At 51.7% G+C, this 26,123-nt stretch carries 21 protein-coding genes; 19 read left to right on the forward strand and 2 right to left on the reverse strand.

Features of this window, described 5'->3' with window-relative positions; all coding sequences use genetic code 11:
• Window positions 1-44 precede the first annotated feature (44 nt).
• From ACFVYJ_RS05040 to ACFVYJ_RS05060, 5 genes are all read left to right on the forward strand, one after another.
• On the forward strand, window positions 45-2,198 hold the full coding sequence (locus ACFVYJ_RS05040; protein ID WP_419413951.1) for a sensor histidine kinase: 2,154 nt from the start codon (window positions 45-47) through the stop codon (window positions 2,196-2,198).
• Window positions 2,195-3,556: a sigma-54-dependent transcriptional regulator gene (locus ACFVYJ_RS05045; protein ID WP_419413952.1), complete on the forward strand. Its 1,362-nt coding sequence runs from the start codon at window positions 2,195-2,197 to the stop codon at window positions 3,554-3,556. The genes ACFVYJ_RS05040 and ACFVYJ_RS05045 overlap by 4 nt, the downstream gene beginning before the upstream one ends.
• Before the next feature lie 301 nt (window positions 3,557-3,857).
• Complete coding sequence (locus ACFVYJ_RS05050; RefSeq protein ID WP_419413953.1) at window positions 3,858-4,889, forward strand: TAXI family TRAP transporter solute-binding subunit; 1,032 nt, start codon at window positions 3,858-3,860, stop codon at window positions 4,887-4,889.
• Window positions 4,890-4,979: 90 nt separating this feature from the next.
• Entirely contained in the window at window positions 4,980-7,118 is a 2,139-nt protein-coding gene (locus tag ACFVYJ_RS05055; protein ID WP_419413954.1) for a TRAP transporter permease, read from the forward strand.
• A gap of 55 nt (window positions 7,119-7,173) precedes the next feature.
• On the forward strand, window positions 7,174-8,400 hold the full coding sequence (locus tag ACFVYJ_RS05060; protein WP_419413955.1) for an MFS transporter: 1,227 nt from the start codon (window positions 7,174-7,176) through the stop codon (window positions 8,398-8,400).
• Between the two features lie 21 nt (window positions 8,401-8,421).
• Here the strand turns inward: ACFVYJ_RS05060 and ACFVYJ_RS05065 are convergent, their stop codons facing one another.
• Window positions 8,422-9,219 carry a ComEA family DNA-binding protein gene (locus ACFVYJ_RS05065; protein ID WP_463255006.1) on the reverse strand — a complete coding sequence of 266 codons (798 nt, stop codon included), beginning with the start codon at window positions 9,217-9,219 and terminating at the stop codon, window positions 8,422-8,424.
• 449 nt (window positions 9,220-9,668) lie between these two features.
• Here ACFVYJ_RS05065 and ACFVYJ_RS05070 point away from each other — a divergent pair, with 449 nt between their 5' ends.
• On the forward strand, window positions 9,669-12,308 hold the full coding sequence (locus tag ACFVYJ_RS05070) for a bifunctional diguanylate cyclase/phosphodiesterase (protein ID WP_419413957.1): 2,640 nt from the start codon (window positions 9,669-9,671) through the stop codon (window positions 12,306-12,308).
• Between the two features lie 86 nt (window positions 12,309-12,394).
• Window positions 12,395-13,579, forward strand: a complete 1,185-nt coding sequence (locus ACFVYJ_RS05075) for a GGDEF domain-containing protein (RefSeq protein ID WP_419413958.1) — start codon at window positions 12,395-12,397, stop codon at window positions 13,577-13,579.
• Here ACFVYJ_RS05075 and ACFVYJ_RS05080 read toward each other — a convergent pair.
• On the reverse strand, window positions 13,576-15,165 hold the full coding sequence (locus tag ACFVYJ_RS05080; protein ID WP_419413959.1) for a hypothetical protein: 1,590 nt from the start codon (window positions 15,163-15,165) through the stop codon (window positions 13,576-13,578). The genes ACFVYJ_RS05075 and ACFVYJ_RS05080 overlap by 4 nt on opposite strands.
• A gap of 134 nt (window positions 15,166-15,299) precedes the next feature.
• On the opposite strand from ACFVYJ_RS05080, the gene ACFVYJ_RS05085 reads away from it, so the two are divergent.
• The 12 genes from ACFVYJ_RS05085 to lipB all read left to right on the forward strand — a co-directional run bounded on the left by ACFVYJ_RS05085 (window position 15,300) and on the right by lipB (window position 26,121).
• The gene (locus ACFVYJ_RS05085) at window positions 15,300-16,556 is read left to right on the forward strand and encodes a glutamate-5-semialdehyde dehydrogenase (protein ID WP_463255009.1); all 1,257 of its coding nucleotides are present in this window, start codon (window positions 15,300-15,302) and stop codon (window positions 16,554-16,556) included.
• A 6-nt stretch (window positions 16,557-16,562) separates the two neighbouring features.
• Entirely contained in the window at window positions 16,563-17,216 is a 654-nt protein-coding gene (gene nadD, locus ACFVYJ_RS05090) for a nicotinate-nucleotide adenylyltransferase (RefSeq protein WP_419413961.1), read from the forward strand.
• 9 nt (window positions 17,217-17,225) lie between these two features.
• Window positions 17,226-17,564, forward strand: coding sequence for a ribosome silencing factor (rsfS, locus tag ACFVYJ_RS05095; protein ID WP_419413962.1), 339 nt, complete (start codon window positions 17,226-17,228; stop codon window positions 17,562-17,564).
• Between the two features lie 7 nt (window positions 17,565-17,571).
• Window positions 17,572-18,039 (forward strand): 23S rRNA (pseudouridine(1915)-N(3))-methyltransferase RlmH, encoded by a 468-nt coding sequence (gene rlmH, locus ACFVYJ_RS05100; RefSeq protein WP_419413963.1) that lies wholly within the window; start codon window positions 17,572-17,574, stop codon window positions 18,037-18,039.
• Window positions 18,040-18,056: 17 nt separating this feature from the next.
• Window positions 18,057-19,946, forward strand: a complete 1,890-nt coding sequence (mrdA, locus tag ACFVYJ_RS05105; protein WP_419413964.1) for a penicillin-binding protein 2 — start codon at window positions 18,057-18,059, stop codon at window positions 19,944-19,946.
• Window positions 19,946-21,088: a rod shape-determining protein RodA gene (gene rodA / locus ACFVYJ_RS05110; protein WP_419414116.1), complete on the forward strand. Its 1,143-nt coding sequence runs from the start codon at window positions 19,946-19,948 to the stop codon at window positions 21,086-21,088. The genes mrdA and rodA overlap by 1 nt, the downstream gene beginning before the upstream one ends.
• 42 nt (window positions 21,089-21,130) lie before the next feature.
• Complete coding sequence (mltB, locus tag ACFVYJ_RS05115; RefSeq protein WP_419413965.1) at window positions 21,131-22,156, forward strand: lytic murein transglycosylase B; 1,026 nt, start codon at window positions 21,131-21,133, stop codon at window positions 22,154-22,156.
• Window positions 22,157-22,256: 100 nt separating this feature from the next.
• The gene (locus ACFVYJ_RS05120) at window positions 22,257-23,018 is read left to right on the forward strand and encodes a septal ring lytic transglycosylase RlpA family protein (protein WP_419413966.1); all 762 of its coding nucleotides are present in this window, start codon (window positions 22,257-22,259) and stop codon (window positions 23,016-23,018) included.
• 79 nt (window positions 23,019-23,097) lie between these two features.
• Complete coding sequence (locus tag ACFVYJ_RS05125) at window positions 23,098-24,246, forward strand: D-alanyl-D-alanine carboxypeptidase family protein (RefSeq protein ID WP_419413967.1); 1,149 nt, start codon at window positions 23,098-23,100, stop codon at window positions 24,244-24,246.
• Between the two features lie 73 nt (window positions 24,247-24,319).
• On the forward strand, window positions 24,320-25,192 hold the full coding sequence (locus tag ACFVYJ_RS05130; protein WP_419413968.1) for a D-amino acid aminotransferase: 873 nt from the start codon (window positions 24,320-24,322) through the stop codon (window positions 25,190-25,192).
• A gap of 3 nt (window positions 25,193-25,195) precedes the next feature.
• A complete protein-coding gene (locus tag ACFVYJ_RS05135; RefSeq protein WP_419413969.1) occupies window positions 25,196-25,474 on the forward strand; it encodes a YbeD family protein in 279 nt (92 codons plus the stop codon).
• Window positions 25,474-26,121 (forward strand): lipoyl(octanoyl) transferase LipB, encoded by a 648-nt coding sequence (gene lipB / locus ACFVYJ_RS05140; protein ID WP_419413970.1) that lies wholly within the window; start codon window positions 25,474-25,476, stop codon window positions 26,119-26,121. Before ACFVYJ_RS05135 ends, lipB begins: the two co-directional genes overlap by 1 nt.
• Window positions 26,122-26,123: the final 2 nt, after the last annotated feature.

The following is a 26,123-nucleotide window of genomic DNA, read 5'->3' on the forward strand; positions in this document are numbered from 1 at the left end:
GTGTGGTTTTGCAGGTATTGATGGAGGCCTCTGAGCGGAATAATATGCCCGTGAAAACTGCTGTGCTTTCGAAATCAATAAGTCATGTTGGGTTGCTGCTGCTGGTACTGGCGTTAACCCTGGTTGCCGGCTGGCAGCTCATGCTGGTCAGTCGGGCTAACCTGCTGCAGGATATCCGTTTACACGGAGAAAACCGGCTGTTGGTGCATATCAGTGCTATTCGCCGTGACCTAAATCGCTTTGCCCCCATGCCTTTTGTGCTGTCCCAGAATCAAAATGTCCGTCAGTTATTGCAAACCGCTGATCCTGAACTGCTGCCTGTGGTACGTCAGTCCTTAGAACAGGCTAATCAGGTGGCGGGCACCCTTAACTGGGGGGTGCTGAATATTCAGGGTCACGTTGTGGCCAGTAGTGATTGGCGCAGTAATCAGCGTACATTGCCGAGTTCCGGGCATGAACAACCCTTCTTTCAAGGTGCCTTAAATGGCGAATATGGCGGATATTTCGCTGCCGGTAAACAGATACCGCTCTATTATCTTTCCGCGCCGGTCTATGCTGCCGGCAAGTTGCTGGGTGTTGCTGTGGTCGGTGTGGACTTGCGCCAACTGCAGGACAACTGGAGCACCAGCCGGGATTATTTAGCCGTCAGTGACCAGCAGGGGCAGCTGTTTTTGTCGAGCCTGGAAGGGTTACGGGGAGCGCAGTTAACGGCTGCACGAAATGGTTCGCAGCAAACCGGCTCATCGAACTGGTACTGGGATGCAGATTGGCTGTTGGGTAAAACGCAGCCGGTGTTGCGCTCAGCTGGCCGTCAACAAAGCTATCTGGTGCAGTCGGTATTGCTGGATGATTTGCAGTGGCAGGTGCACTTCCTCACTGATCTCACACCGGTCTATCGGCAATTGCGTTCGATTACGGCCTTTATTGTCGGCGGTGGCCTGGCGTTGATCCTGTTTTTACTGTTTGTCCGTGAGCGCCAATTGAAGTTGCGTTCTCATCAAGTGGCCCGTGAACTACGTTTAACCAATGAAGCCCAGCAACGGGCCGTGATCAGGAATACTCAGGCGGGTTTGATGGTGGTTAATCAGACCGGGGCTATCCTGTTCAGTAATCCCCGAGCACAACAGTATTTTGCAGTGGATGCGGCGCAACTGATGGCGGTCTCAATTGAGCAGCTGTTAGCGAGTGATCAATCTGCTGCTGAGTTGCAAGCACTCGCTGGACAGTTGGCTGACCCTGTTACCTTTACACCGATTAACCTGCTGGAAACCGTGGCGCAGCGCTTGGATGGTAGTCAGTTTCCGGCAATTATTTCTATAAATCCAATCACCTGGAGCGAAAGTGACGGCTATCTTGTGACGTTGGTGGATATCAGTAAACGTAAGCGCGCCGAACAGGCGTTGCTGCAGGCGAATGAAGTGCTGGAGCAACGTGTCCAGGCGCGTACCCAGGCGTTGCATGAAGCACAGGCTGAGTTGATTCAGCAATCAAAACTGGCCGCATTGGGGACTATGGCAGCAGCCATTGCTCATGAATTGAATCAGCCGCTTACTGCAATTCGCACGTCAGTGTTCAGTAGCCGTTTGTTGCTGCAGCGGGAGCAGCGTGAAGCAGCAGAAAAGGCACTAGAGCAAGTAGTACAGATGACTGAACGAATGGCATTGATAACCGGGCAGTTGAAAACGTTTGCTCATAAACGTCCGCAGAGCTTGACCCCCGTGGCTCTGGTTAGCTGTTTTGAGCAGGTATTGCCAATGTTCTCAGATGAACTTGCTGAACAAGCAGTTGAGTTGCAGTTGGAGTACCAAACGCTGCCGCTGGTGCAAGCGGATCAGCCGCGGCTTGAGCAGGTGCTGATCAATTTGCTACGTAATGCTTTGGATGCGATGCGGCACAGTGCCAAGAAACAGTTGCAGCTTAACGTGTGGCAAGAGGCTGAACAGGCCTGTTTTGCTGTATCTGATACGGGGCCGGGCTTTACTGAGCAGAGCCGCCTGCACCTGTTCGATCCGTTTTTTACCACCAAAGATGTCGGCGAGGGCCTTGGTTTGGGACTGGCTATCAGTTACAGCATAGTGATGGATTTTGGCGGTCAGATACGGGCGGAAAACCAGGCTGGTGGCGGCGCATTGTTTCGGGTTTGTCTGCCTTTGGCTGAACGTGATACCACAGAATCAATACAGGAAACACTACGGTGATAGAGCAAAGAGGTCGGGTCATTCTGGTGGATGATGAAACGTCGGTGCGTCAGACCACGGCTCAGTGGCTTGAATTGGCGGGTTTTACAGTGACCCAGTTTGATAATGCCAACGCTGCGCTGGCAGTACTGAATCCGGATTATGACGGGATTTTGGTCACCGATGTGCGTATGCCGCAGATGGACGGGCAAGAGTTACTGCAGCTGGCACTGCAACAGGTACCTGAGCTGCCAATTATTCTGGTAACAGGCCACGGCAGTGTGGATATGGCCATCACCGCCATGCGCGAAGGGGCCTATGACTTTATTGAGAAACCTTTTGACCCCGAGCGGCTGGTGGAAACCCTGCACCGGGCTTGTGAAAAACGCCGCCTTACCCTGGAAAATCAGCGGCTGTTACAGCGCCTTCATCACAACGCCAGTATTGAAGACCGGCTGATTGGCTTGTCACCAGCAATGGACCGGCTGCGGCGGGAAATTCTGCGGCTGGCCAAACTCGACACTAACCTGATCATCTATGGTGAAACCGGTACCGGTAAGGAGCTGGTCGCACAGTGCCTGCATGAATTTGGCCCCCGTGCTGAACAACCTTTTGTTCCTCTGAACTGCGGTGCTATCCCGGAAAGTCTGTTTGAGAGTGAGTTGTTCGGATATGAAGTGGGGGCCTTTACCGGTGCCAGTAAAAGGCGCATTGGTAAATTCGAATTTTCAGCGGGTGGCACGCTGTTTATGGATGAGATTGAAAGCATGCCCCTTAATTTGCAGGTCAAGGTACTTCGTACCCTGGAGCAGGGTAGTATCGAGCGCCTGGGCGACAATCGCGCCAGGTCACTTAATCTCAGGGTGGTGGCCGCGACCAAAACAGAGCTGAAAGGGGATGAGGCGTTTCGGCAAGATCTCTATTACCGCCTAAATCTGGGCCAGCTGTATATTCCGCCTTTGAGAGAACGGACAGAAGATATTCCGTTACTGTTTGAGTTTTATGCCCGTCAGGGTGCCCAACAACAGCAGCAAGATTATCAGCCATGCAGTGTTCAGGAGATGCGCACGCTGCAACATTATGCCTGGCCAGGCAACGTACGTGAGTTGCGTAATATAGCGCTACGCTTTGGCATGGACCCGCAGTGCAATCTCACTGAGCTACTACAGCCGACGGCTTCAGAACAGAGTGATATCGCCAGCGGGGAGCTGCCGTTACTGTTGCAGGTGCAGAACTTTGAGGCTCATGTGATCCGTCAGGCATTGCAGCAATACCGGGGTAATATTCAGCAGGTGATGGATGCGCTGGATCTGCCCAGGCGTACTCTGAACCAGAAAATGCATAAATATGGCATTAACCGCAGTGACTTCCTGTCCTAGGCGGGAAATTGCCGATACGGGATGGCGCTGGGGGATTATCTGAATTTTTGGCCTAAAAATAGGGTGCTGCGCAGCGAATTTTCCGCTTACTTGAGCACTTATCAGCAATATCTTGCTTATCTAAATCCAGTTTATCGGCAATATTTTGCTGATCATGCCTGGTGATTATGCCGCCATATAGATATTTAATTTATATAAATCAATCGCTTGTAATATTTTTTGGCAGTTGGCCCTAGGCTTGCTAAACCAAAGGTACGTGAAATCTTTTGCTAACAATAACAATCGCTAGAGGACACTCACCATGCAAGCGACCAAACGCCGTTTTATCAAAGGTCTGGGCCTGGCTCTGACACTTGGCTCAGCGTTAAGCCTGAGCGCTCTGCCTGCACAGGCAGCGGACAAACGTTCTTATATTCTGGCTACCGCCTCCACGGGTGGTACCTACTATCCAGTGGGTGTGGCACTGGCCACCCTGTCAAAAGTAAAACTGGAACCAGCACATAACTTCTCGCTGTCGGCAATAAGTTCTGCAGGCTCGGGTGAGAACGTTAAACTCCTACGAGAAAATGAAGCCCAATTTGCCATTATGCAGGGGCTGTATGGTGCCTGGGCCTGGAATGGCGAAGGCAAGGTGCAGGAGAGTGGTCCGCAGAAACAGCTGCGTTCAGTTTCCATGTTATGGCAGAACGTGGAGCATTTTGCAGTGCGTAGCAGCCATGTCAAAACCGGGACTGTTTCTGACCTGGCGGCGATCGAGGGCAAAAAGTTTTCTATTGGTAAGCGTAATTCTGGTACCGAGGGTTCTGGTCGTCAGATCCTCAAGGGACTGGGGATGGATGCCGATAAATTCGATCTTGCCTATATGGGCTACGGTCCCAGTGCGGATGCACTGCAGAATGGCACTGTGGAAGGTATAAATATTCCGGCAGGTGTGCCTGTGAGTGCGATTACCCGTGCCTTTGCTGCACTGGGCAGCGATATGACGGTACTGGATTTTACCGATGAGCAGATGAAGCAGGCGAATGGTCGTTATGAGCTGTGGACCCGTTTTGTGATTCCGGCGAATACCTATCCTGGCCAGAGCAAAGTCATTAACACCATTGCACAACCGAACTTCTTGTCGGTACGGGCTGATATTCCGGAAGAAGATGTCTATCTGCTGACCAAAAACATCTATGAAAACTTGCCATTTTTGAATGGTATTCATAAGGCCACCAAAGCGATGGGGATTGAGAAAGCCATTGCTGGACTGCCGGTGCCTTTGCATCCGGGTGCTGCGCGTTACTATCGCGAGCAGGGCCTGACTATCCCTCCTCACCTGGTGGCTGAGTAAGTGCCATCAATCGGTCTGAATAGGTTCAGGCCGTCTTTGTAATCCAATCGCTAGCCGGCATTGCCGGCTGGCAATCTGGCAGGTGCTGTTATGACCAGAGATGCATCCGATAAATCTATGGCGACGGATCAGGAAACCCTGGAACAACTCAAGCAACTCGAGCTGACCCAACGCGGCGCTGAAGGGTTGGTTGGTAAAGCGATCTATTGGCTGGGTATTGCGCTGGCGCTGTCGCACATTTACTTCAATACCCTGGGTACCATGTCTGAACTCTGGGTTTCGGCGATTCATTTTGGTGGTTTTGGCCTGCTGTGTGCTTTGATGGTACCGATGAAGCGCGGGGCCGTGCATGCTAAAGGGTTGCTGCTGCTTGATGTCTTGGTGGGGCTGGTGGCGGTGGCCACAGCGGCTTACCTGATCTTGTTCGAGAATTCACTCTATGAACGAGGAGTGCATTTTATTGGCAGTGACTGGTTTGCTGCCTTTCTGGCAATCGGGGTTGCGCTTGAACTGACCCGCAGAACCACTGGCTGGTTTATCCCCGTGTTAATTCTGGTCGCGCTGACCTATGTGTTCTGGTGGGGTAAATATCTGGGTGGTGTGTTTAATTTTCCGGGACTGAGTCTGGAGACTCTGCTATTCCGCAGCTACTTCAGCGGTGAGGGCATGTTTGGTTCTATCGCCCGTATCTCCTGGACGTTTGTGTTTATGTTTATTTTGTTCGGAGCTTTTTTGGTGAAATCCGGTGCCGGTGACTTTATCGTCCAGCTGTCGCGAAGTGCCGCGGGCCGTATGGTCGGTGGACCGGGTTTCGTTGCGGTGTTTGGCTCCGGCCTGATGGGGTCCGTATCCGGGTCCTCGGTCGCGAATACCGTATCAACCGGGGTAATCACTATTCCGCTGATGCGTAAGGCGGGTTTCCCGGCGAAATTTGCTGCCGGGGTCGAAGCTGCGGCATCAACAGGTGGTCAGTTGATGCCGCCGGTGATGGGGGCCGGGGCGTTTATTATGGCGTCCTATACACAAATCCCCTATCTGGAAATTATTGCCTATGCGGCGCTACCGGCGTTGATGTATTTCCTGTCCGTGGGTTTCTTTGTTCGTATTGAAGCCAAACGCAGTCATGCGCATGCGGTTGAGGATAATGTACCGCCGCTAGGGGTGGTGTTTAAGGAGGGTTGGCACTATCTGCTGCCGCTGGTGGTCTTGGTGGCGTTATTGATTTACGGCTTTACCCCCACTTATGCGGCCGGCTTGAGTATCCTGTCGGTGATTGCTGCTTCATGGCTTTCCAGCCAGCCTATGGGCTTTCGGGATATTTTGGATGCCTTGGCGCAAGGGGCAAAAAATATGGCGACTACTGCCGTGTTGCTGATATCCATTGGCCTGATAGTTAATGTGATTGCCACTACAGGGGTAGGTAATACCTTCTCATTGATGGTCAGCTCCTGGGCGGGTGGTAGCCTACTGATTACCATTATTTTGGTGGCGCTGGCATCACTAGTGCTGGGGATGGGGTTGCCGGTGACGGCCTCTTACATTGTCTTGGGTACCCTGTCCGCACCCGCTTTGTATGGTCTGATCAGTGAAGCTCATCTATTGCAGTTGATGATGGATGGCGGTTTACCTGAAGCAGCGCGCAGTATCTTCATGCTGGCTGATCCGGCGGCTGCTACTAAATTAGCAGAGCCGATGGCGCGCGGCGATGCTGAAGTTTTACTGTCGATGATCCCTGGCGACTTTAAGTCGACTCTGCTGGAGCAGGCGTTGGACCCGGCTGTATTGTCGATGGCGCTGTTGTCAGCCCATATGATTATCTTTTGGTTGTCCCAGGACAGTAATGTCACTCCGCCGGTTTGCCTCACGGCGTTTGCGGCTGCAGCCATTGCTAAAACCCCGCCAATGGCTACCGGTGTTACGGCCTGGAAAATTGCCAAGGGGCTGTACATTGTACCGTTGCTCTTTGCCTATACCGGCCTGATTGGTGGCACGCTGACAGAGATGCTGACGGTATTTGTGTTTGGTGTACTCGGTATTTATGCGCTGGCCGGGGCTATGGAAGGTTATCTCGAGGGGCCGATTAACTGGCTGTTTCGTTTGCTGGCCCTTCTGACTGGGGTGGTCTTGTTATGGCCTGACCTGCCATTGGTGTTGAAATTGGTTGGCGCAGCTGTCTTTATTGTATTGTTCTGGTACAGCCGGCGTCAGGCTGAGCCGGCAACTGCCTGACAGGGTGAAGCTACAGGTGCCGCGACCTGCATGGTCAAGTAACGAACCAACAGGAATGGGCGCATCATTGCTCTGGCGCTTGTTCCTGCCTTTTGGTTTGGGGTATTTCCTCTCCTACCTGTTTCGCATGGTGAATGCGGTTATTGCACCTGAGTTGTTGGTGGATATCAGCATGACTGCGGGCGAAATTGGTTTAGTCAGTGGGACATACCTGATCTGTTTTGCGGCGTTTCAATTACCTTTGGGTATCTTGCTGGACCGTTATGAACCACGTCAGGTGCTGGCGCTGTTACTGCTGTTGGCTGCGGCTGGGGCCATCATGTTTGCCACTGCCCAAGGCATTTTGCAGTTGATGCTGGGCCGCGGTTTGATTGGGCTGGGGGTATCAGCCTGTCTGATGGCTGCATTTAAAACCTACAGTCACTGGTTTAGTGTGCAGCGTTTGCCGTTGGTGAATGGTTTACAACTCACCGCTGGGGGTTTAGGTGCGTTGGCCGCTACCCGGCCGGTAGCGTTGATAGTCGACCTGTATGACTGGCGCATTTTATTCTGGGGGTTGGCGGGCGCATGTTTACTGGTGAGTTTGCTGGTGTACTGGTTGGTGCCACGTCATACGGTCATTCCGCATGGAGAAACGCTGCGGCAACAGTTGTGTGGTACCTGGCAGATCATTACTCAGCCGGCATTTTACCGCCGAGCACCGGCCAGTATGCTGGCGCAGTCTGCTTTTGCGGCGATTCAGGGCTTATGGCTGGGCCTCTGGTTAAGAGATATAGAGGGCCTGTCCGCTGCGATGCTTTCTCAGCAGCTGTTTTTGGTGGCGCTGGGTATGTGCTGTGGTTTTTTCAGTCTTGGTTGGCTGGCCGATCGTTTACAGCATCGCGGACTCAGTCCCAACCAGATCTGTGCCGCTGGCATGGTCATATTTCTAGTGCTGCAACTGCTGATCTTCTCCACCGCTAGCAGGACTCCAGGCTGGGTGTGGTGTGCACTGGGCTTCTTTGGTACCTCAGGTACCCTGATGTTTGCAGTGCTGTCGCAGCATTTTCCCCGGCAGCAGCTGGGGCGAGTCAATACGTCACTTAATCTGATGATTTTTCTGGGGGCGTTTCTGATGCAGTGGGGTATCGGACTGATTGCAGGCTTTTGGGGGACGGCGGATGCACTACCACTGGTGGCGTATCAGACTGCGTTTGGGGTTTGTGCGTTGATGCAGTTGTTAGGGCTGCTGTGGTTGATTGGCGGCGGTATCTGCAGCAATAAGCACAGGCCAGACAGGTAAAGCTGCCCGGCCTGAGTGTTATTACAGCGACAGATATTTCTGCAGTTGTTTCAGCAATTTTGGACCCATGCCTTTCAGTGCCAGCAGATCTTCGAGTTTTTTGTACGGGCGGCTATTGTAGATGGTAGCTGCCAGTTTTTTGCTCAGGCCTTTAACCTGCTCGAGCTCCTGCAACGACGCATCATTGATAGAAACGCTTTTTTCAGGCACGGCTGCCTTAGTCGCAGACTTGGCCTTAGGTTTTACGGCTTTTGCTTTTGGCGCGACTTTCGTTTTTGGTTTGGCTTCGACCTTAGCTGGGCTTTCCGCTTTAACTTCTACTGCAACTTCAACTTTTGTGTTTTCAGCCTGAGCTGGAGCAAGTTTACGGCTGGTAAAGTCGACATCGATAATCTTGCCATCTTCACTGCGGCTAACAGGCGTTTTGTTTTCAACCACATATGGCAGATCAAAGTTGATGTAGTCACAGGTTACAAAACTCTCGCCATTCCATTCACGCAGCATCAGACAAAGTGTCCAGCTACCTGGTGGTGGCGCGGTAAAGTTCAGACAGTATTCGCAGGTAGTCAGGAAATGCTGGTCCAGCACTTCGCCAATCTCAGTAGCTGCCAATGCTGTACCGGAGAAGTCGCCGCCCTGGTATGCATATGGCAGTGCCCACAATTCGACCGCCAGGGTGCCACTGATGGACAGATTGTCGCGATTGTTGGATAGCGTCGGAATGGTGATGATGACTTGCTGCTCTTCAATACGGTAACTGGCGCTGCCGTTCAGACTGATATCAGGGGTACTTTGTTGCATTAAAGTCGATGCAATCACTTCGTTGCTCCTGCATTTTTTATTGAGTGAGCGCGGATTCTAAGTGGCGGTTATTGGCAGATTCAACCAGATAAACCGTATTTTTTATAGGCGCATTAAAGAGGTGCAAATGCATCAAAATGATCGGGCATGTGCACTCTTTTGATATCAGTGAATAAGCATCAAATTCAGCGTGTTAGCGGGAAGAGGTCCGGAGTGTACGGGCGGTTTTGGGGCATGCTCGTTATATGAAATATTTTCAATAAAAACATGGATTTTGTTTGATTCCCTCAATTGGTTAATGTTTGATCTGTAGTCGTCTTTGGTGTTTTATTAAAACTGCTGCATAAGGCGTAATTGTTCTACTATTGAATAGGTGAACAATAAATGTGGTTCAGCTGAAACAACGTTACTATCTGGGAAATCGCCTAGTATTGATAAAGCGTTAATTACCCTAGCAAGGAAGTATTATGGCGCATAGTGAAGCCAACCCTCTACGTATACTGATTCTGTTTTTTGGTGGTTTATTGTTGGTCGGCTTGACGGTTTTTGCAGTCGTTGTCTGGCAGGATGTAAAAAATACCCAGTTGTCGCGGCTTAACCAGCAAACCGATATGTTGCAGGAGCGGATGCTGGATTTCTTATCGCAACAGGCTCGGCTAGTTTCGCGGGCGCTGGACGATGCAGACCCGGGTAATAAGGCGCAACTGCCTCAGGTAAAAACCGTTATGGATGAGCTGCTGGGGCGCTCTGAAATGATTGACGGTTTAGCGTTATTGGATACGTCTGGCGAGGTGTTGGTTACGGCAAGTCGCACTCAGATACCCCCGCTTTCCAGTGAAAATCGCTGGCAGTTTGACCTGGCCAGATTGGATAAAAAACCTCAATTAGGCGCTATGCAGCGGTCAGGTCTGCTTGATCCGCCACTAATGCCACTGTTTATTCCGCAGTTATCTGGAACCAAGCTTGTGGAAGCTATTGTAGTGGTGTTTTTCCGCTTAGAGGAGGATTTTGGCCTGCTCAATCAGTTATCAATTTCCCCAAATTCCAAGTTTTGGCTGGTGGGGCGAGAGGGGCTGATCCATCTTTCCTACCCGTTGGATAATGGGCTGGTTGCTGGGCTGTTTCGACGGCGTTTGCCTGCTGAAACATTGCAAGCTGTTGAAGCGCAACTAGAAGCTGCGCAACCCGATCAGGGGCTGCAACAGAAAATTGGCGGGCAGCGACTATTACTGCAGGTCAATGTATTACCGGACTACCAGGTTTTGCTGTTGCAAGGCCAGCCGGTGATGGCTCTGATTCCTGTTTGGGCGAGCCAGATGCGGCCAGTTACCGGCATTTTTTTACTGTTTATGCTGGTGGGTGGGGTGGCGTATTGGGCCTCCAGTCGCATCAGTCGTCAGGTCACCGCGGCAAAAGTGGAGGCCGAAGGTAATGTGGAAAAACTGTCACAAGCAGTTGAGCAAAGTCCCAGTAGTATTGTGATCACTAATGCCAATTGGCAGATCGAGTATGCCAACAGTCATTTCGACCTGGAACATGAAGGGTCTGGGTTACACCGGCAGGTGACTGGCCGGGAAATGATCAATTTCGCGCCCTACAGTGAACTGAAAGCAGATCTGGTGTTTATCGGTAAAGAAGTCAGTGAAACCGGAAAATGGTTTGCAGAGCGTCAGACCGAATATAACGGTAACTGGTACGCTTTTTCTATCAGCGGCATCAGTAATGCTGCCGGAGAGATGACGCATTATGTCACCGTCGTCAATGACATCACCAACAGGAAAGAAGCTGAAGCTCAGCTCTATCGACAAGCCAATTTTGATTCGCTGACCGGACTCCCCAACCGCTTACGAGGTAATCAGGATTTGGCGCGGGCACTGCAGGATGCCTGGCAGCATGAACACCGGGTAGCGGTGCTCTATCTGGATATCGATAACTTCAAAGTGGTGAATGATACATTTGGTCACTTGCTGGGTGATCAGCTGTTGCAATTGGTGGCTGATCGGCTGAAAAGTGTCTGTAGCGACAGGGCATATGTCTGCCATGTCAGTGGTGATGAATTTATGGTTTACACCACCTATCAGGACAAAATTGAAGTCAATCAGCTGGCCGATAAAATTCTTCGCGATGTGGAGACTCCGGTTGAAATAGAGGGTAAGCAATTATTTGTGTCTGTCAGTATTGGTATTGCCTGTTACCCCGATGACAACAATGATGTGACCGGTTTGATTAAGTTCGCCGATATTGCGTTGTACGAATCCAAGAAACAGGGACGCAAACGCTATAGTTTTTTTACCTCTGAACTGGAATATGGCATGAAGCGCAGAAGCGATGTGGAAAATCTGCTGCGCAGGGCGCTTGATCGTGGTGAAATTTACATGGTTTACCAGTGTAAAAACTCAATTCAGACAGGCGAGATACTCGGGTTTGAAGCGCTGATGCGATGGCAGAGTGCGGATCTGGGCCCGGTGGGGCCAGATGAGTTTATTCATGCCGCCGAAGAAGCAGGGTTGATCAACGAACTGGGTGAGTTCGCTCTGAAGCAGGCTTGTAATGATCTGGTGCTGTTACAGGCGGCATCGGACAGCAAGCTGAATATGGCAGTCAACCTGTCATTGCGTCAGTTAGCGCAGGATGAAATTGTCGATCTTGTGCGCCAGGTGCTTGAGCAAACGCCAATACAGCCTGATCAATTAGAGCTCGAAATTACTGAAAGTCTGTTGGCCGATAATGTTGAGTCTCTATTACCAAGGTTGGAGCGTTTGCTTAACCTCGGTACCTCACTGACCATCGATGACTTCGGTACCGGTTATAGCTCCCTCAGTTACCTTACGCGCTTTCCTGTCAGTTGCCTGAAGGTTGATCGTGCCTTTGTGCGGGATATGGCCAACCACGCAGGGGATGCGACACTGGCGCGCACTATTATTGCCATGGCGCATGCGCTGGACTTAAAAGTGGTGGCTGAAGGCATTGAAGATGAAACGCAGCTGGAGATGCTGCGTCAGTATCGCTGTGATATTGGCCAGGGCTATTTTTTCAGTAAGCCGGTGCCTTTGGATGATGCTGTCGCGCTGTTAAACAGGCAAATAGAACCGGAAACAGCTGTTTGAAAGCGGTGTTTGTAAAAGCTAGCAATCAATAGCGGCTACTTCTAGACTGGTTTACTACGGAAGGTAAAAGTGTCAGAGGAATCCTGATGAATGCCATGGATAGCCGTTGGTTAAAAACCCGTGCAGATAAACGGGTGACTGCGGTGACAAGGCTACTGCTTTTAGTGTTGGCTTTAATGTTGGCTGGGGGTGTGTCCCTGATGATCGACTTAAAGCATAAATGGCAGAGCTACGAACAGGAAACCGCAGCCAAGGAACTGGCGGTGTTTCAACTTCAAGGGCTATTGGGTTACGGCGGGTTAGTTAATCACTTCAAAGATTATATGCTCCACCGAGACAGTCAGTTTTATACCCTCGCTCAACACAACATTGAGGCTGCTCGCGAAACGCTATCGGCATATCAGAATTTCGCTTTGGCTCAGGAAGAGCGGGTGGCGCTATCGCTTATCAGGCAAACGCTGGATGCTTTCCAGGGCAATTTGGAGCTTATCCGGCAGGCAGTTGATGTCGGTGAGGCTGTGCCCGGTGCTGATCTACAGATGAAAATGGACAGCAACGGTGTCTCGGCTGCGCTTGATCTGCTGCGCCAGCATGTTGATCGCGCGCGTAATCAGCAGTTTGCTGCAATTGAAAATCGTATTTTTCAGGTTGTTGTTCTGCTCTGTGGGGTACTGGCAATTCTCGCGGTGGTTGTTCTACTATTTACTGCCCGTCGCCGGGCGGTTAAACCCGTGCTTGAATCGCTGGATACAGCTGAGATGCATCTGCCTGCGCTGCAGGTGACGATGATCTGCGATTTGACCGGCAGCCCGAATCGCAGGGCACTGTTTGAACAGGGTAGTAAGTTATTAAGTCAGGCCAATAGTCAGGATAAGCCTCTGTCTGTTTTGGCAGTGGATGTAGATAATTTTCGCCGGATCAATGAGTTACTTGGCCCCAGTATAGGTGACCGGGTGTTGCTGGATATTGCTAACCGGCTTAAGTCCTATCTGGCAGAGGGTGATTTTTTGGCCCGTACCGGGGGTGATGAGTTTGTGCTGCTGGTTCAGCAACGTGACGCATTGGCAGCAGCCCGAAAGCTGGCTGAACAGTTGCATGATGTCATGACGCCAGATTATGAGCTATTACATCGCAATGATCTGTTGATTAGCTGTTCGGTGGGGGGGGCAATGTTTCCCGATGATGGCTTGGATTTGGAAACTTTGCTCAAGGTTGCTGATCTGCGCATGTATAGTGTCCGGCGTCGCTATCGTCAGTTCCGGCAGGGTTAATCTGGTGTCTGTTTCGTGGTTGACTCTGTCTGCATAAGCGCATTAAAGAATTTGCTAATTAGATGGTTGGCTTGCTTCTGTAATAAGTCCTGGTGACGTGGTTGTAGCTTATGCATGATCACCTTGTCTTCATCTTCCCGCCTGATATCGGCATCCTGCAACAATGCTTGCTTGAGTTTGGGGGCTTCTGTCAGCGCAGTGTGACTGATTAGCGCATTGCTTTGAATGGTGCGGGTCAGGAACCTTGCTTCTTCTAGTAATAAACTTTGCTTGTTGTGGTGGCCCCGTGCCAGTGCAGTCTGTAGATTCAGAACCGGCTGGAATTGGCGAATCCGGCTTTGGTTGTACAGGCGGTAAAGCAGGGTAAACAGCATGGCAGAGCACACTGCATTGATACCGTGCTCATCACTCTGCTGAGCATTATTGAAGCGGATAATGACATCCCCTGAGGTCAGTTTCTCTGCTTCACCTTGATAGATGCCGGCGACCTGCAGTGCTAACTGTTGGTAGACTTGCAGCAGTTGCTGGCGCAGTTCTGGCTCTGTGTTGTCCGAACCGTGGGTGACGGTATCAATATACACAATGTAGCAGGCATTTTCGGCGGCCAGCATTAACTCAAGCTCATGCTCAAATGGATACAGGTTGAGTTGCACCTCCTGCCGCTGCTGCAGGTGTTTCATTAGCGGATTTTCCCGCTTGGTTGCTGCTTCGGTGGCTGCAACCGGATGCGTTGCTACCTCTTGTTCCTGTAACTCAAAGTGGGTTTCGCTGTTGTTATTAAACTCGGGCAGGTCGTGCGGGTGATGCTCAAATCGTGGCATGTGGTTGATGGCGTTACGAGCGGGTTTCAGCAGAGCTACCAGCTCCTGGGTGTCATCTTCAGGTGCGTCGCGGTCGGTGGCTACTGGTTCAGGATCTGCAACGGCTTCAGGCTGAGGTGCCTCCGGCGGGATTTCGAGTTCTGCATCTATTCCGGTAACTGGCTCGCTGTTGTTTGTCAGGGGTAACTCTTCTGCAGTCTGTTGCTGCAAAAACGCGGCAAAGTCGGGTGGCTCAGGTGTGGCTTTAGTGCGCACATCGGCAGTTTCCCGATGTCTTAGGCTGTACCACAGGCTGAATAGTGTAATGAAAATGATTGTGCAGGCCAGAAACGCTGCCTGGATCAGTGGTTGTCGAATCAGGCTCAGCGTGGGTGCCGGGTTTAACCAAAGTGTCAGGGTGCCAAGGGGACGTTCACCGCCTAGCGGGGCTTCCAGTTTGAGGTCTGTGGCGTTACCGGCGCGGGCAACGACCATCAGATCGGGATTTTTCAGCTCTAGGCCAGTGACGTAATCCAGTTGAATAATCTGGTTGGCAAGGTAATTGATACTGATGCGGTCATTGGCCAGCAGTAGAGGCCGACTCATGATGGCCGTCTGGCTGGCCAGGCTTTGTCCCAGCTGTAATGTGTCTACCCGGGCCAGCCGTTGACTGGATAGGTGCAGGTATACTGTGCTCAGCAATAGACCGGCAAGCAATACAACGGCGACAACCATCAAAAGCAGGTAGCGGGTCTTGATCTGTTTTAAGCTGCGGTCTCTGGCCACGGGAGAAATCCTGAGTCGTTCAGGTTGGCATGATAACAGTTCAATTCCATATCGGTGAACAGGAATTATCACCGCCCCATGACCCGGGGTCCCAGCAGCGTTATAATGCCTGCTTCACGAATGAGATGAGCAGTATGAACGTAGAACAGTACATGACAGAACTGGGCCAGGCCGCACGTGATGCCGCCCGTCTGGTAGCCCGTGCCGATACCCAGCAGAAAAACAAGGCGTTGTTGGCCATGGCGGAAGCGCTGGATGCCAGTCGAGAGGCTTTGGCCTTGGCCAATGCTAAGGATCTGGCTGCTGGCCGTGACAGTGGGTTAGATGATGCCATGCTGGACCGGTTGGAGCTAACTCCGGCGCGTATCGACGCTATGATTGAAGGCTTGCGTCAGGTCGCTACTCTGCCAGATCCAGTAGGGGCGATTGCTGATCTCAAATACCTGCCTAGTGGTATCCAAGTGGGTAAGATGCGGGTGCCGCTGGGCGTTATCGGTATTATTTATGAGTCTCGGCCTAATGTAACGGTTGAAGCGGCTAGCCTCTGTTTGAAGTCAGGTAATGCGACAATTTTGCGTGGCGGATCTGAAGCCATACATTCCAATCAGGCTATTGCTGCCTGTATCCGCACCGGACTGGATCAGGCAGGTTTGCCCGGTACTGCTGTGCAGGTAGTGGAAACCACTGACCGTGCTGCGGTAGGTAAATTGATTACCCTGCCGGAGTTTGTCGACGTAATTGTGCCGCGTGGCGGCAAGGGCTTGATTGAACGAGTCAGCAATGAAGCCCGAGTGCCAGTGATTAAACACCTCGATGGTATCTGTCATGTGTATATCGATGACCAGGCAGATAAAGGCAAAGCCATCAATGTGGCACTGAATGCGAAAACTCACCGTTACGGTACCTGCAATACAATGGAAACTCTGCTGGTCAATACGGCTATTGCGGCTGAAGTGTTGCCGGAACTGGCCGAGCGTTATCAGGCGGTGGGTGTTGAACTGCGCGGCTGTGAGCAAGTTAAAGCGATCCTGCCCTTCGTGAAATCGGCGACAGAAGAGGATTGGCATACAGAATATTTGGCACCTGTATTGTCCATCAAGGTTGTAGATGACATGCAGGCCGCAATTCGTCATATCAATCAGTATGGATCGCATCATACGGATAGTATCATTACCGAAAGTTACAGCCGCTCACGGATCTTTTTGCGTGAAGTCGATTCAAGCTCGGTGATGGTCAATGCTTCCACCCGCTTTGCCGACGGATTTGAGTATGGTCTGGGTGCCGAAATCGGTATCTCAACAGATAAAATACATGCTCGTGGTCCGGTGGGGCTGCTGGGGCTCACCTCTGAAAAATATATCGTCCTTGGTGACGGTCATATTCGTCAGTAACTAGTGATGCAGCCACATCAACCTTACGTTTTTATGGGTGGTACCTTTGATCCGGTGCATAATGGCCACCTGAGAACGGCGTTGGAATTGCAGCAGTGGTTGGATGTGCCGGCTATACATCTGGTGCCGTCCCGCTCTCCGGTGCATCGTGGGGTGCCGGGGTGTACCGCGCAGCAGCGGCTTGAAATGCTACAACTGGCGGTGGCGGATGAGCCAGCGCTGGTGGCAGATGACCGTGAAATCCGCTCTGCCCAGGACAGCTATACCCTGTATACCCTGCAAGGCCTGCGACAGGAGTTGGGTGTGACTGTGCCTATCTGCATGATTATGGGTATGGATGCATACCATACATTGCCGGACTGGCATGAGTGGCAGGCGTTTATACAGTATTGCCATCTGCTGGTGGTGGCCCGGCCGGGTTATCAGCCGGATGCTGCATCGGCATTGGCTGATTTCAGCCGGAAACATAGGGCTGAGGCACCAGAACAGCTGTGGCAGGCACCGGCTGGCCGGATTTTATTTCATCAACTGACCCCGCTGGGTATTTCGGCCACGCAGGTGCGTACAGCCATCAATAGCGGTGTTTCACCACGTTACCTGTTGCCGGACCCAGTCTGGCATTACATACAATCTCACCATTTATATGGTTTAACTAACTGAAACGAGCAGATGCAGACTGAACAGACAATTGCCCTAGTGCAAAACGCACTGGAAGATATGAAGGCCAAAGAAATTGTATTACTGGATGTAAGAGGCCGCTCGACAGTGACCGATTACATGATCATTGCCAGTGGCACCTCCCGTCGCCATGCCGCTTCGGTGGCGGAGGAAGTCGTAATTCAGGTCAAGCAAGCAGGTCTCATGCCGCTGGGCACAGAAGGCCAGGAAGCGGGCGACTGGATTTTGGTCGACCTGGGGGATGTGGTGGTGCACGTTATGATGCCAGATGCCCGCAGTTTTTATGACCTGGAACGCCTCTGGGGTGTAGAAACCGCCGTCACCGAATGAACCTGCAATGAAAATACGCATCATAGCGGTGGGCGGAAAAATGCCGGACTGGGTAAATGCCGGTTATCAGGAGTACGCTAAGCGCCTGCCGTCAGATATGACGCTTGAGCTGGTTGAGTTGCCGTTGGGTTATCGCGGCAAAAGTGCTGACCCAAGCCGGGCAATCCGCCAGGAAGGGGATCAGATGCTGGCGGCCATTGGTAAAGCTGACCGGGTTGTGGCGCTGGAAGTTCATGGCCGCAACTGGTCTACCGCGCAGCTGTCAGAAAAGCTTGATGGCTGGCGCATGAGCGGCAGTAATATCAGCCTGCTGGTGGGTGGGCCGGATGGCCTGGATCCGCGCTGCAGCGCGTTAGCTGATCAGAAATGGTCGCTTTCTGCACTAACGTTGCCCCATCCGCTGGTGCGGGTCATGCTGGCGGAACAGCTGTACCGAGCCTGGACGATTTTGCAGGGACATCCGTACCATAAATAGGAGTTAGACACGCCTTTATGTCTGGGCATGAGCGTCTGAAAGACTATAGTCGGGAAAGCCATACCTTCAAGGTACGGGCGTTTCTCGCCTTTGCCGTCGTGCTTGTGCTGATGACAGTACTGGTCGGTCGACTCTATTATCTGCAGGTAATACAGCATGATCGCTATGTGGCGATGTCGGATGATAATCGGGTACAACTGCAGCCAGTATCGCCTACCCGGGGCCTGATCTATGATCGTAACGGCACCTTGCTGGCTGATAACCGCCCCAGTTACAGTGTGACAATCCTGAAAGAGGAAGTGACGGACCTGGCTCAGACTCTGGCTGCTTTGCAAAAGATTATTCCCATCACCGAGCGTGAAATTGAGCGCTTTGAAACCCGCCTTAAGCAACGTCGCCGCCCCTTTGAGTCTGTGCCCCTGCGGTTTCGCCTGACCGATGATGAAATTGCTAGCATTTCGGTTAATTACCATCGGCTGCCTGGGGTGAGGGTCGAGGCAGAATTGATTCGCTATTACCCTGATGGCTCCTCATTAGTGCATGCGTTGGGTTATGTCGGACGCATCAATGAGCAGGAGCTGCAGCGGGTTGATGCTACCAATTATTCCGCGACACATTATATCGGTAAGCTGGGGGTAGAGCGTTTCTACGAAAGTGAGCTACACGGTGAAGTGGGCTTTCAAAAAGTGGAAACCAATGCCCGTGGCCGGGTTATGCGGGTGTTAGAACGAACTGATCCTAAGCCGGGCAGGGACCTGGTGCTGCATCTCGACCTGCGCTTGCAACAGATCACCGAACACCTGCTCCAGGGCCGACGCGCTGCTGTGGTGGCGATTGATACCAAAACCGGCGGTATTTTGAGCCTGGTGTCCACTCCGGGTTATGACCCTAACCTGTTTGTCACGGGTATATCGACAAAAGATTATAACGGCCTGCGGGAATCTAGTGACCTGCCGTTGTTTAATCGCGCGCTGCGCGGTCGCTATCCGCCAGGCTCTACCGTTAAGCCGATTATTGCGCTGTCGGCGATTGATACCGGCGTGGTGAGTCCTAATTACAGTATTTTTGATCCTGGCTGGTACACATTGACAACCGGTGGACGTAAGTACCGTGACTGGAAAAAATATGGTCACGGTAAGGTGAATATGAATGAGGCGATCGCCCAGTCCTGTGATACATGGTTTTACAGTGTGGCGCATAAAATGGGCGTTGATCCCATGTCCAAGTACCTGGGTATGTTTGGTTTTGGCCAGGTGTCCAGTCTGGACCTGCCTGAGGCGCTGGCTGCAATTTTGCCTTCTCGGGAATGGAAAAAACTCAGTCGACAGGCATCCTGGTATACCGGAGACTCACTTAACCTCAGTATTGGGCAGGGTTTTTTGGTGGCTACACCCTTGCAGCTGGCGACTGCTACGGCGGTGATTGCTAACCGTGGACGTTGGTTGCAGCCGCATATGCTGAAAGCTTACCGAGAGCAGACAGACGAGGGCATTCAGCTGGTAGCGCCGGATCTGAGTTCGATGAAACCGAAGCCAGATGATGTGATGCTGAATCACCCCAAGTACTGGGATACCATCATCAAAGGTATGCATGATGTTGTGCAAGGTCCCACTGGTACAGCGCGTCGAGTAGGCGCGGATGCACCTTATCAATTTGCGGGTAAAACCGGTACCGCTCAGGTGGTGGGGATTAAGCAGGATGAAGAATATGATGCCGAGAAGCTGGCAGAGATTCATCGGGACCATGCTTTGTTTGTTGCTTTTGCGCCGCTGGAAAAACCGCAAATTGCTATCTCTGTGATTGTCGAAAACGGTGGTGGTGGCTCGACTACTGCGGCACCGATCGCCCGTCAAATTATGGATGCCTATCTGTTAGGTACTGACCCGCGTATTCAGGAGGAAGAGTGATGGTCGGGCGCGAATTTGAACGCTATTTACCTGAATCGCGCACCTATCTTAGCCGTCAGCCAGGGTGGTGGAGCCATACGCACCTGGATGCCTGGTTGCTACTGTTATTGTTTATGCTGTGTGGCTTTGGGCTGTTTGTGCTTTATAGTGCCTCTGGCCAGGATATGGCGTATGTCACCCGGCAGGCTCTGCGGATGGGGGCGGGTTTCTTTGTGCTTATCTTTCTGGCCCAATTAACGCCGCGTTTTCTAGGTAGCTGGGCTCCCTGGTTATTTGTTATCGGGGTTGGCTTATTAGTCGCGGTGCTGCTATTTGGTGTTGGCGCCAAAGGCGCGCAGCGGTGGTTGGCGCTGCCGGGTTTTCGTTTTCAGCCATCAGAAATCATGAAACTGGTGTTGCCGCTGACGGTGGCTTATTACCTGTCATCCAGACCACTCCCCCCCAGCATTAAACATGTCATCGTCTCCCTGGTGTTGATTGGCTTGCCCACCGCACTGATCATGAAGCAGCCTGATTTGGGCACTTCATTGTTGATTGCCGCTTCCGGGGTATTTGTGTTGTTACTGTCGGGGATTCGTTGGCGTTTTATTTTTGCCGCATTGGGTGTGCTGGGTGCAGCATTGCCAGCGCTCTGGGCAGTGATGAAAGACTATCAGCGGCAGCGGGTGCTGACTTTTCTGGATCCTGAAAGTGACCCTTTGGGTGCTGGCTGGAATATCATTCAATCTAAAACAGCAATTGGCTCCGGTGGTATTTATGGTAAAGGCTGGCTCGGCGGCACGCAGTCGCAGTTAGATTTTTTGCCCGAATCACATACCGACTTTATTATTGCCGTGGTAGCGGAAGAGTTGGGGCTGATCGGTGTCTTGATTCTGCTGACGCTGTATCTATTGATTATCGCCCGGGGGCTGATAATGGCGTCCCAGGCACCGAACAGTTTTGGCCGTTTAATGTCTGGCAGTATTATTTTGACCTTTTTTGTCTATGTGTTTGTCAATATCGGAATGGTCAGTGGCCTGTTACCCGTGGTTGGGGTGCCATTGCCATTAATCAGCTATGGCGGAACCTCCCTGGTCACACTGATGGCGGGTTTTGGTATTCTGATGTCCATTCATAATCATCGCACCATGTTGAAAAAGTAGGACCTGTCAGCTGCACGCTGAAACGTCCGGGAGAAAAGGAACGTGAGCAAAAGAAATAAGGATTTTCTATTGTCTGTCATGAGTCTGGTTTTGTTGCTGACGGGCTGTTCTGCAACGGCCACGGCCCCGGATCGCCAGCAAAATTATGCGGACCACCCTGAAGCCCAGAGCTGGATTGAATCCATGAAGGCTGAAGGCTTTACTGAAGCGTATTTGCGACAGGTATTGTCCCAGGCCAAGCGTCAGGACTCGATTATTAAAGCGATGAGCCGACCGGCAGAGAAACGCCTGAACTGGGAACAGTACAGTAATATCTTTGTGAAGCCGAAGCGGGTGGATCAGGGTGTTGCCTTCTGGCATGAAAACCAGGCCGCTCTGGCCCGGGCCGCTGCTACCTATGGTGTGCCGGAGGAAATTATTGTCGCTATTATCGGTGTTGAAACCCGTTACGGCCGAATTACTGGCAGTTACCGGGTGCTGGATGCATTGGCTACGCTGGGGTTTGATTATCCGAAACGTGGTAGCTTCTTTCAGGGTCAGCTCACCGAGTATCTGCGTATGGTGCAAGAAGAACAGATCGACTTTGCTGCACTGAAGGGCTCTTATGCCGGGGCCATGGGGTATGGCCAGTTTATTCCTTCCAGTTTTCGTGCGTATGCCGTGGATTTTGATGGCGATGGCAAACGGGATATCTGGAATAACCGGGTCGATGCGATTGGCAGTGTAGCCAACTATTTTGCTGAGCATAAATGGCGCAGTAGTGAGCCAGTGCTAGCACCGGTGGTATTCAATCAGCCGGCTCAGGATGAGTGGTTTAACCAGAGCCTGAAACCCAGTCTGACCCTAAGCCAGTGGCGGGAAAAAGGCGCTTCTGCGCCGTTGAAATTTGATGAAAATTCCCCAGCAACACTGATGAAAATGGAGCTTAATACCAGTGAAGAGTACTGGTTTGGTTTGCACAATTTTTACGTTATTACTCGCTACAATCATAGCCGACTCTATGCCATGGCGGTTTACCGCTTGAGTGAGCAGATCAAAGCGGCTTATCAGGCCAGTCAGGCAGGCTGAACATATTATGCTGAAGCGCCCAATCCGGTTTCTAATTGTATTGTTGCCCCTATGGCTTTTAGTGGCCTGCTCATCGGGGCCAAATAGTGGTCGGTATTCGATGAAGCATGATGCGGCACCCTCGGCACCGGTGGATGTTTCCCATATACCGGATGCGGTACCCAGGGTTGAACCCAAAAGTCGGGGCGGTAATAAAAGCCCCTATGAGGTGTTTGGCAAAAAATACTGGGTGATGTCCAATGCGCTTGGTTATCGCGCCGAGGGCACCGCGTCCTGGTACGGGCGAAAATTTCATGGCCATGCCACATCTAATGGCGAAGTCTATGACATGTATGGCATGACAGCGGCGCATAAAAGCCTGCCTTTACCCACCTATTTGCGGGTCACTAATTTGGCCAATAACCGTCAGGTCATTGTCCGGGTAAATGACCGGGGGCCGTTTCATGATAACCGCCTGATTGACCTGTCTTATGCGGCGGCTTCAAAACTGGATATTTTGCGAACCGGAACAGGCCGGGTGCGCGTGGAAGCTATAGATCCGGCTGCCTGGCAAAAAACCGGGCAGATTACTCAGTCACCAATGGCTAGCGCACCTGTAGCCTCGCGCCAACCGGAAGGTGTGGTCGGACGTTACCTGCAGGTGGCCGCTTATGGTAGTCAAACTAATGCGATACGGGCTGAAACTCTGCTGCGTAAAGAGTTGTCAGAGCTTGCAGTGCAGACCCGCTCAGTATTGCGCGGTAACCAAAGGTTATATCGGGTGCATCTCGGACCTTTAGCTGCGGGCACCTCGTTGCTGGAGCTTAAGGAACGCTTGCTGCGGCTGGGCTTTAGCAGCCCGCTGTTGGTGGACTTCCCCTGAGGGGTTAAGTAGAGTGGCCCGAAAATATGCCGAAGGATTCGGCGGTTTTTTTTATTCACTATTCACAGACTGGATGATCATGCGTAGCAAGTGTTCTTTGTTTCTGTTTTCGTTAGTTCTTTTTCTAACTCTGCCCGCCCAGGCGGCATTGATTCCAGCGGAGCCGCAGATTGCCGCCCGCGCTTATTTGGTGATGGATGCGGATACCGGGAAAATAATTGCAGCGAAAGACCAAGGTAAGCCATTTCCTCCTGCCAGTCTGACCAAAATGATGACGGCCTATATCCTGGAATATGAACTGAACAAGGGTAACGTCAGCGAAGATGATCTGGTATTGGTCAGTGAAAAGGCCTGGCGAACCGCCGGATCCCGGATGTTTATTCGCGAAGGCACCCAGGTGCGGTTGGGTGATCTGATTAAAGGTATTGTGATTCAGTCCGGCAATGATGCCTCTGTCGCAGTCGCTGAACATATCGCGGGCAGTGAGTCAGCATTTGCTGATTTGATGAACCAGCACGCCACATTGTTGGGTATGGAAAACAGCTACTTTATGAATGCTACTGGTTTGCCAGCGGAAAACCATTATGCCTCGGCGCAGGACCTGGCCATTCTGGCTAAGGCGATCATTCGGCAGTTCCCGCAGCATTACAGCATCTATTCTGAGAAATATTTCACGTATAACAACATCAAACAGCCTAACCGGAATAAGCTGCTGTGGCGCGATAAAACGGTGGATGGTCTGAAAACCGGCCACACTGAAGAGGCAGGGTATTGCCTGGTGGCATCAGCAGAACGTGATGGTATGCGGCTGATTACGGTGGTTATGGGCACCAGTGATGAGGAAGCCCGCGCGCGGGAGAGCCAAAAGCTGCTGTCGTATGCGTTTCGCTATTATCGTACCCATAAACTTTATGATGCTGACAAGGTATTGAATACCGCTAAGGTGTGGTCCGGCGCGCAGAATCAGGTCAATATCGGCATAGACCAGCCACTGTTTGTGACCATTCCCCGCGGTCAGGCCGATAAGCTGGAAGCTACTATGGATATCGACCGTGTTATTAAAGCACCGGTTGAGCAGGGGCAGGTTTACGGCAAGGTACGGGTGACGCTCGAGGGTGAAGCCGTTGCCGAAGTGCCTTTAGTTGCGTTGAACTCAGTCAACGAAGGTGGCCTGATGAAACGTATCTGGCATGCCATACTGTTATTTGTGACCAGCTTGATCGGGTAATCCCGAACTTACATAACAGGACTTTAAATTGGCTGGAGTGCCCGCATCTTAGAGGATGTGGGCATTTCTGTTTATGACCATGACTACTGTATATCTTAACGGTAATTACCTGCCTGAATCAGAAGCAAAAATATCGGTGTTTGACCGGGGCTTTTTGTTCGGTGACAGCGTATATGAGGTGATCCCGTTTTATCAGGGGGTGGGCTTTCGTCTGCAGGAACATATTGATCGTCTGAATCACAGTTTAAGGGCGGTACGTATCAATGCATCGCTGGACTGGGAAACCGTGCTGAATCGCCTGGTGGAACTTAATGGTGGTGGTAATCTGCAGGTATACCTGCAGGTGACCCGGGGAGATATGGGGCGTCGCAGTCATGCATATGCTGAGGATATGCAAGCCACGGTGTTTGCCTGCTGTGCGGAAATTAAAGATATCTGGTTAGCCGGTCCTGAACAGGTGACTCCGATTCGTGCCGTTGTCACTGAGGATTTGCGTTGGCACCGTTGTGATATTAAATCCACCTGCCTGCTACCCAATATTCTGGTGCTGCATCAGGCTAAGGATCAGGGGGCTGATGAAGCCCTTTTGTCGCGCAATGGTCTGCTGACCGAGGGATCAAGTTGCAACCTGTTTCTGGTTAAACGTGGCGTCCTCTATACGCCTAAGCGTAGCTCTGAGATTCTCGGTGGCATCACGCGCGAGCTGGTGCTGCAATTGGCAGATGCCAATGCCATTCAGTATCAGGAAGTGGATGTTGACTATGCTCAGCTACTGGCGGCAGATGAGGTATGGATCAGTAGCTCCACCCGGGGGATTATTCCGGTGGTGGCTGTGGACGGTGTTACAATAGGCGATGGCAATAAAGGCCCGCTATGGGCACGTATGTTTGAACTCTTTACGGATTATCAGCACCGACTGATGTCCGGTGAAACACAGGTAAGCTGAAGTATGTCAGAAACACCTCAGGATGCACCCAAAATTGAATTTCCCTGTGACAACTACCCGATTAAGGTAGTGGGCAGTAATAAGGGCGATTTACGGGGCTTTGTTATTGAGATTGTGCAGTTGCATGTGGCTGATTTTGATATGGAAACTGTGACCATTCAGGATAGCCGGAATGGTCGCTTCCGATCAGTGCGGTTTAATATTACCGCCACCGGGGTAGATCAGCTTAAGGCGCTGCATGAAGCGCTGATAGCCTCTGACCGGGTACACATGGTAATCTGATGCTTAAATCACAGCTTCTGATCCGGCAGTTAGGGTTACAGTCTTACGAGCCAGTCTGGCAGAAAATGCAGGCCTTCACCAACACCCGTGATGACACGGCGATTGATGAAATCTGGGCGGTGCAGCATACACCGGTTTTCACTCAGGGCCAGGCTGGTAAAGAAGAGCACCTGCTGCAGCCGGGAGAGATTCCTGTGGTACAGGTAGATCGTGGTGGTCAGGTGACTTATCACGGGCCGGGCCAGGCAGTGGTCTACCTGATGATCAATTTAAAACGAAAAAAAATCGGTGTGCGAGAGATTGTCAGCCATATGGAGCAGGCAATTATCGACATGCTAGAGACCTACCAGGTCGAAGCATACGCCAGGCCGGATGCGCCGGGAGTGTATGTTGATGGGAGCAAGATAGCGTCGTTGGGTCTACGGGTACGCCGTGGCTGTTCGTTTCATGGTCTGGCGTTAAATCTAGATATGGATTTAACGCCGTTCCTGCGTATCAACCCCTGTGGTTATGCCGGAATGAACATGACACAGCTAAGTCACCATGTAGATAACCTAGATCAGACAGTCGCAACAGAACGGCTGCTGGACTGTTTAACAAGACGTATCGGGTATAGCGAAGTGTCCCGAACAACCGAGCTGGATTAATA

The sequence above is a fragment of the Pontibacter sp. JAM-7 genome (assembly GCF_048548695.2).
Taxonomy (GTDB): Bacteria; Pseudomonadota; Gammaproteobacteria; order Pseudomonadales; family Balneatricaceae; genus Neptuniibacter.

Coding starts and splice junctions, on each gene's coding strand:
- ACFVYJ_RS05040 (WP_419413951.1), top strand. CDS start 45: ATGCCCGTGAAAACTGCTGTGCTTTCGAAATCAATAAGTCATGTTGGG.
- ACFVYJ_RS05050 (WP_419413953.1), top strand. CDS start 3,858: ATGCAAGCGACCAAACGCCGTTTTATCAAAGGTCTGGGCCTGGCTCTG.
- ACFVYJ_RS05055 (WP_419413954.1), top strand. CDS start 4,980: ATGACCAGAGATGCATCCGATAAATCTATGGCGACGGATCAGGAAACC.
- ACFVYJ_RS05060 (WP_419413955.1), top strand. CDS start 7,174: ATGGGCGCATCATTGCTCTGGCGCTTGTTCCTGCCTTTTGGTTTGGGG.
- ACFVYJ_RS05070 (WP_419413957.1), top strand. CDS start 9,669: ATGGCGCATAGTGAAGCCAACCCTCTACGTATACTGATTCTGTTTTTT.
- ACFVYJ_RS05075 (WP_419413958.1), top strand. CDS start 12,395: ATGAATGCCATGGATAGCCGTTGGTTAAAAACCCGTGCAGATAAACGG.
- ACFVYJ_RS05085 (WP_463255009.1), top strand. CDS start 15,300: ATGAACGTAGAACAGTACATGACAGAACTGGGCCAGGCCGCACGTGAT.
- nadD (WP_419413961.1), top strand. CDS start 16,563: ATGCAGCCACATCAACCTTACGTTTTTATGGGTGGTACCTTTGATCCG.
- rsfS (WP_419413962.1), top strand. CDS start 17,226: ATGCAGACTGAACAGACAATTGCCCTAGTGCAAAACGCACTGGAAGAT.
- rlmH (WP_419413963.1), top strand. CDS start 17,572: ATGAAAATACGCATCATAGCGGTGGGCGGAAAAATGCCGGACTGGGTA.
- mrdA (WP_419413964.1), top strand. CDS start 18,057: ATGTCTGGGCATGAGCGTCTGAAAGACTATAGTCGGGAAAGCCATACC.
- rodA (WP_419414116.1), top strand. CDS start 19,946: ATGGTCGGGCGCGAATTTGAACGCTATTTACCTGAATCGCGCACCTAT.
- ACFVYJ_RS05120 (WP_419413966.1), top strand. CDS start 22,257: ATGAAGCATGATGCGGCACCCTCGGCACCGGTGGATGTTTCCCATATA.
- ACFVYJ_RS05125 (WP_419413967.1), top strand. CDS start 23,098: ATGCGTAGCAAGTGTTCTTTGTTTCTGTTTTCGTTAGTTCTTTTTCTA.
- ACFVYJ_RS05130 (WP_419413968.1), top strand. CDS start 24,320: ATGACCATGACTACTGTATATCTTAACGGTAATTACCTGCCTGAATCA.
- ACFVYJ_RS05135 (WP_419413969.1), top strand. CDS start 25,196: ATGTCAGAAACACCTCAGGATGCACCCAAAATTGAATTTCCCTGTGAC.
- lipB (WP_419413970.1), top strand. CDS start 25,474: ATGCTTAAATCACAGCTTCTGATCCGGCAGTTAGGGTTACAGTCTTAC.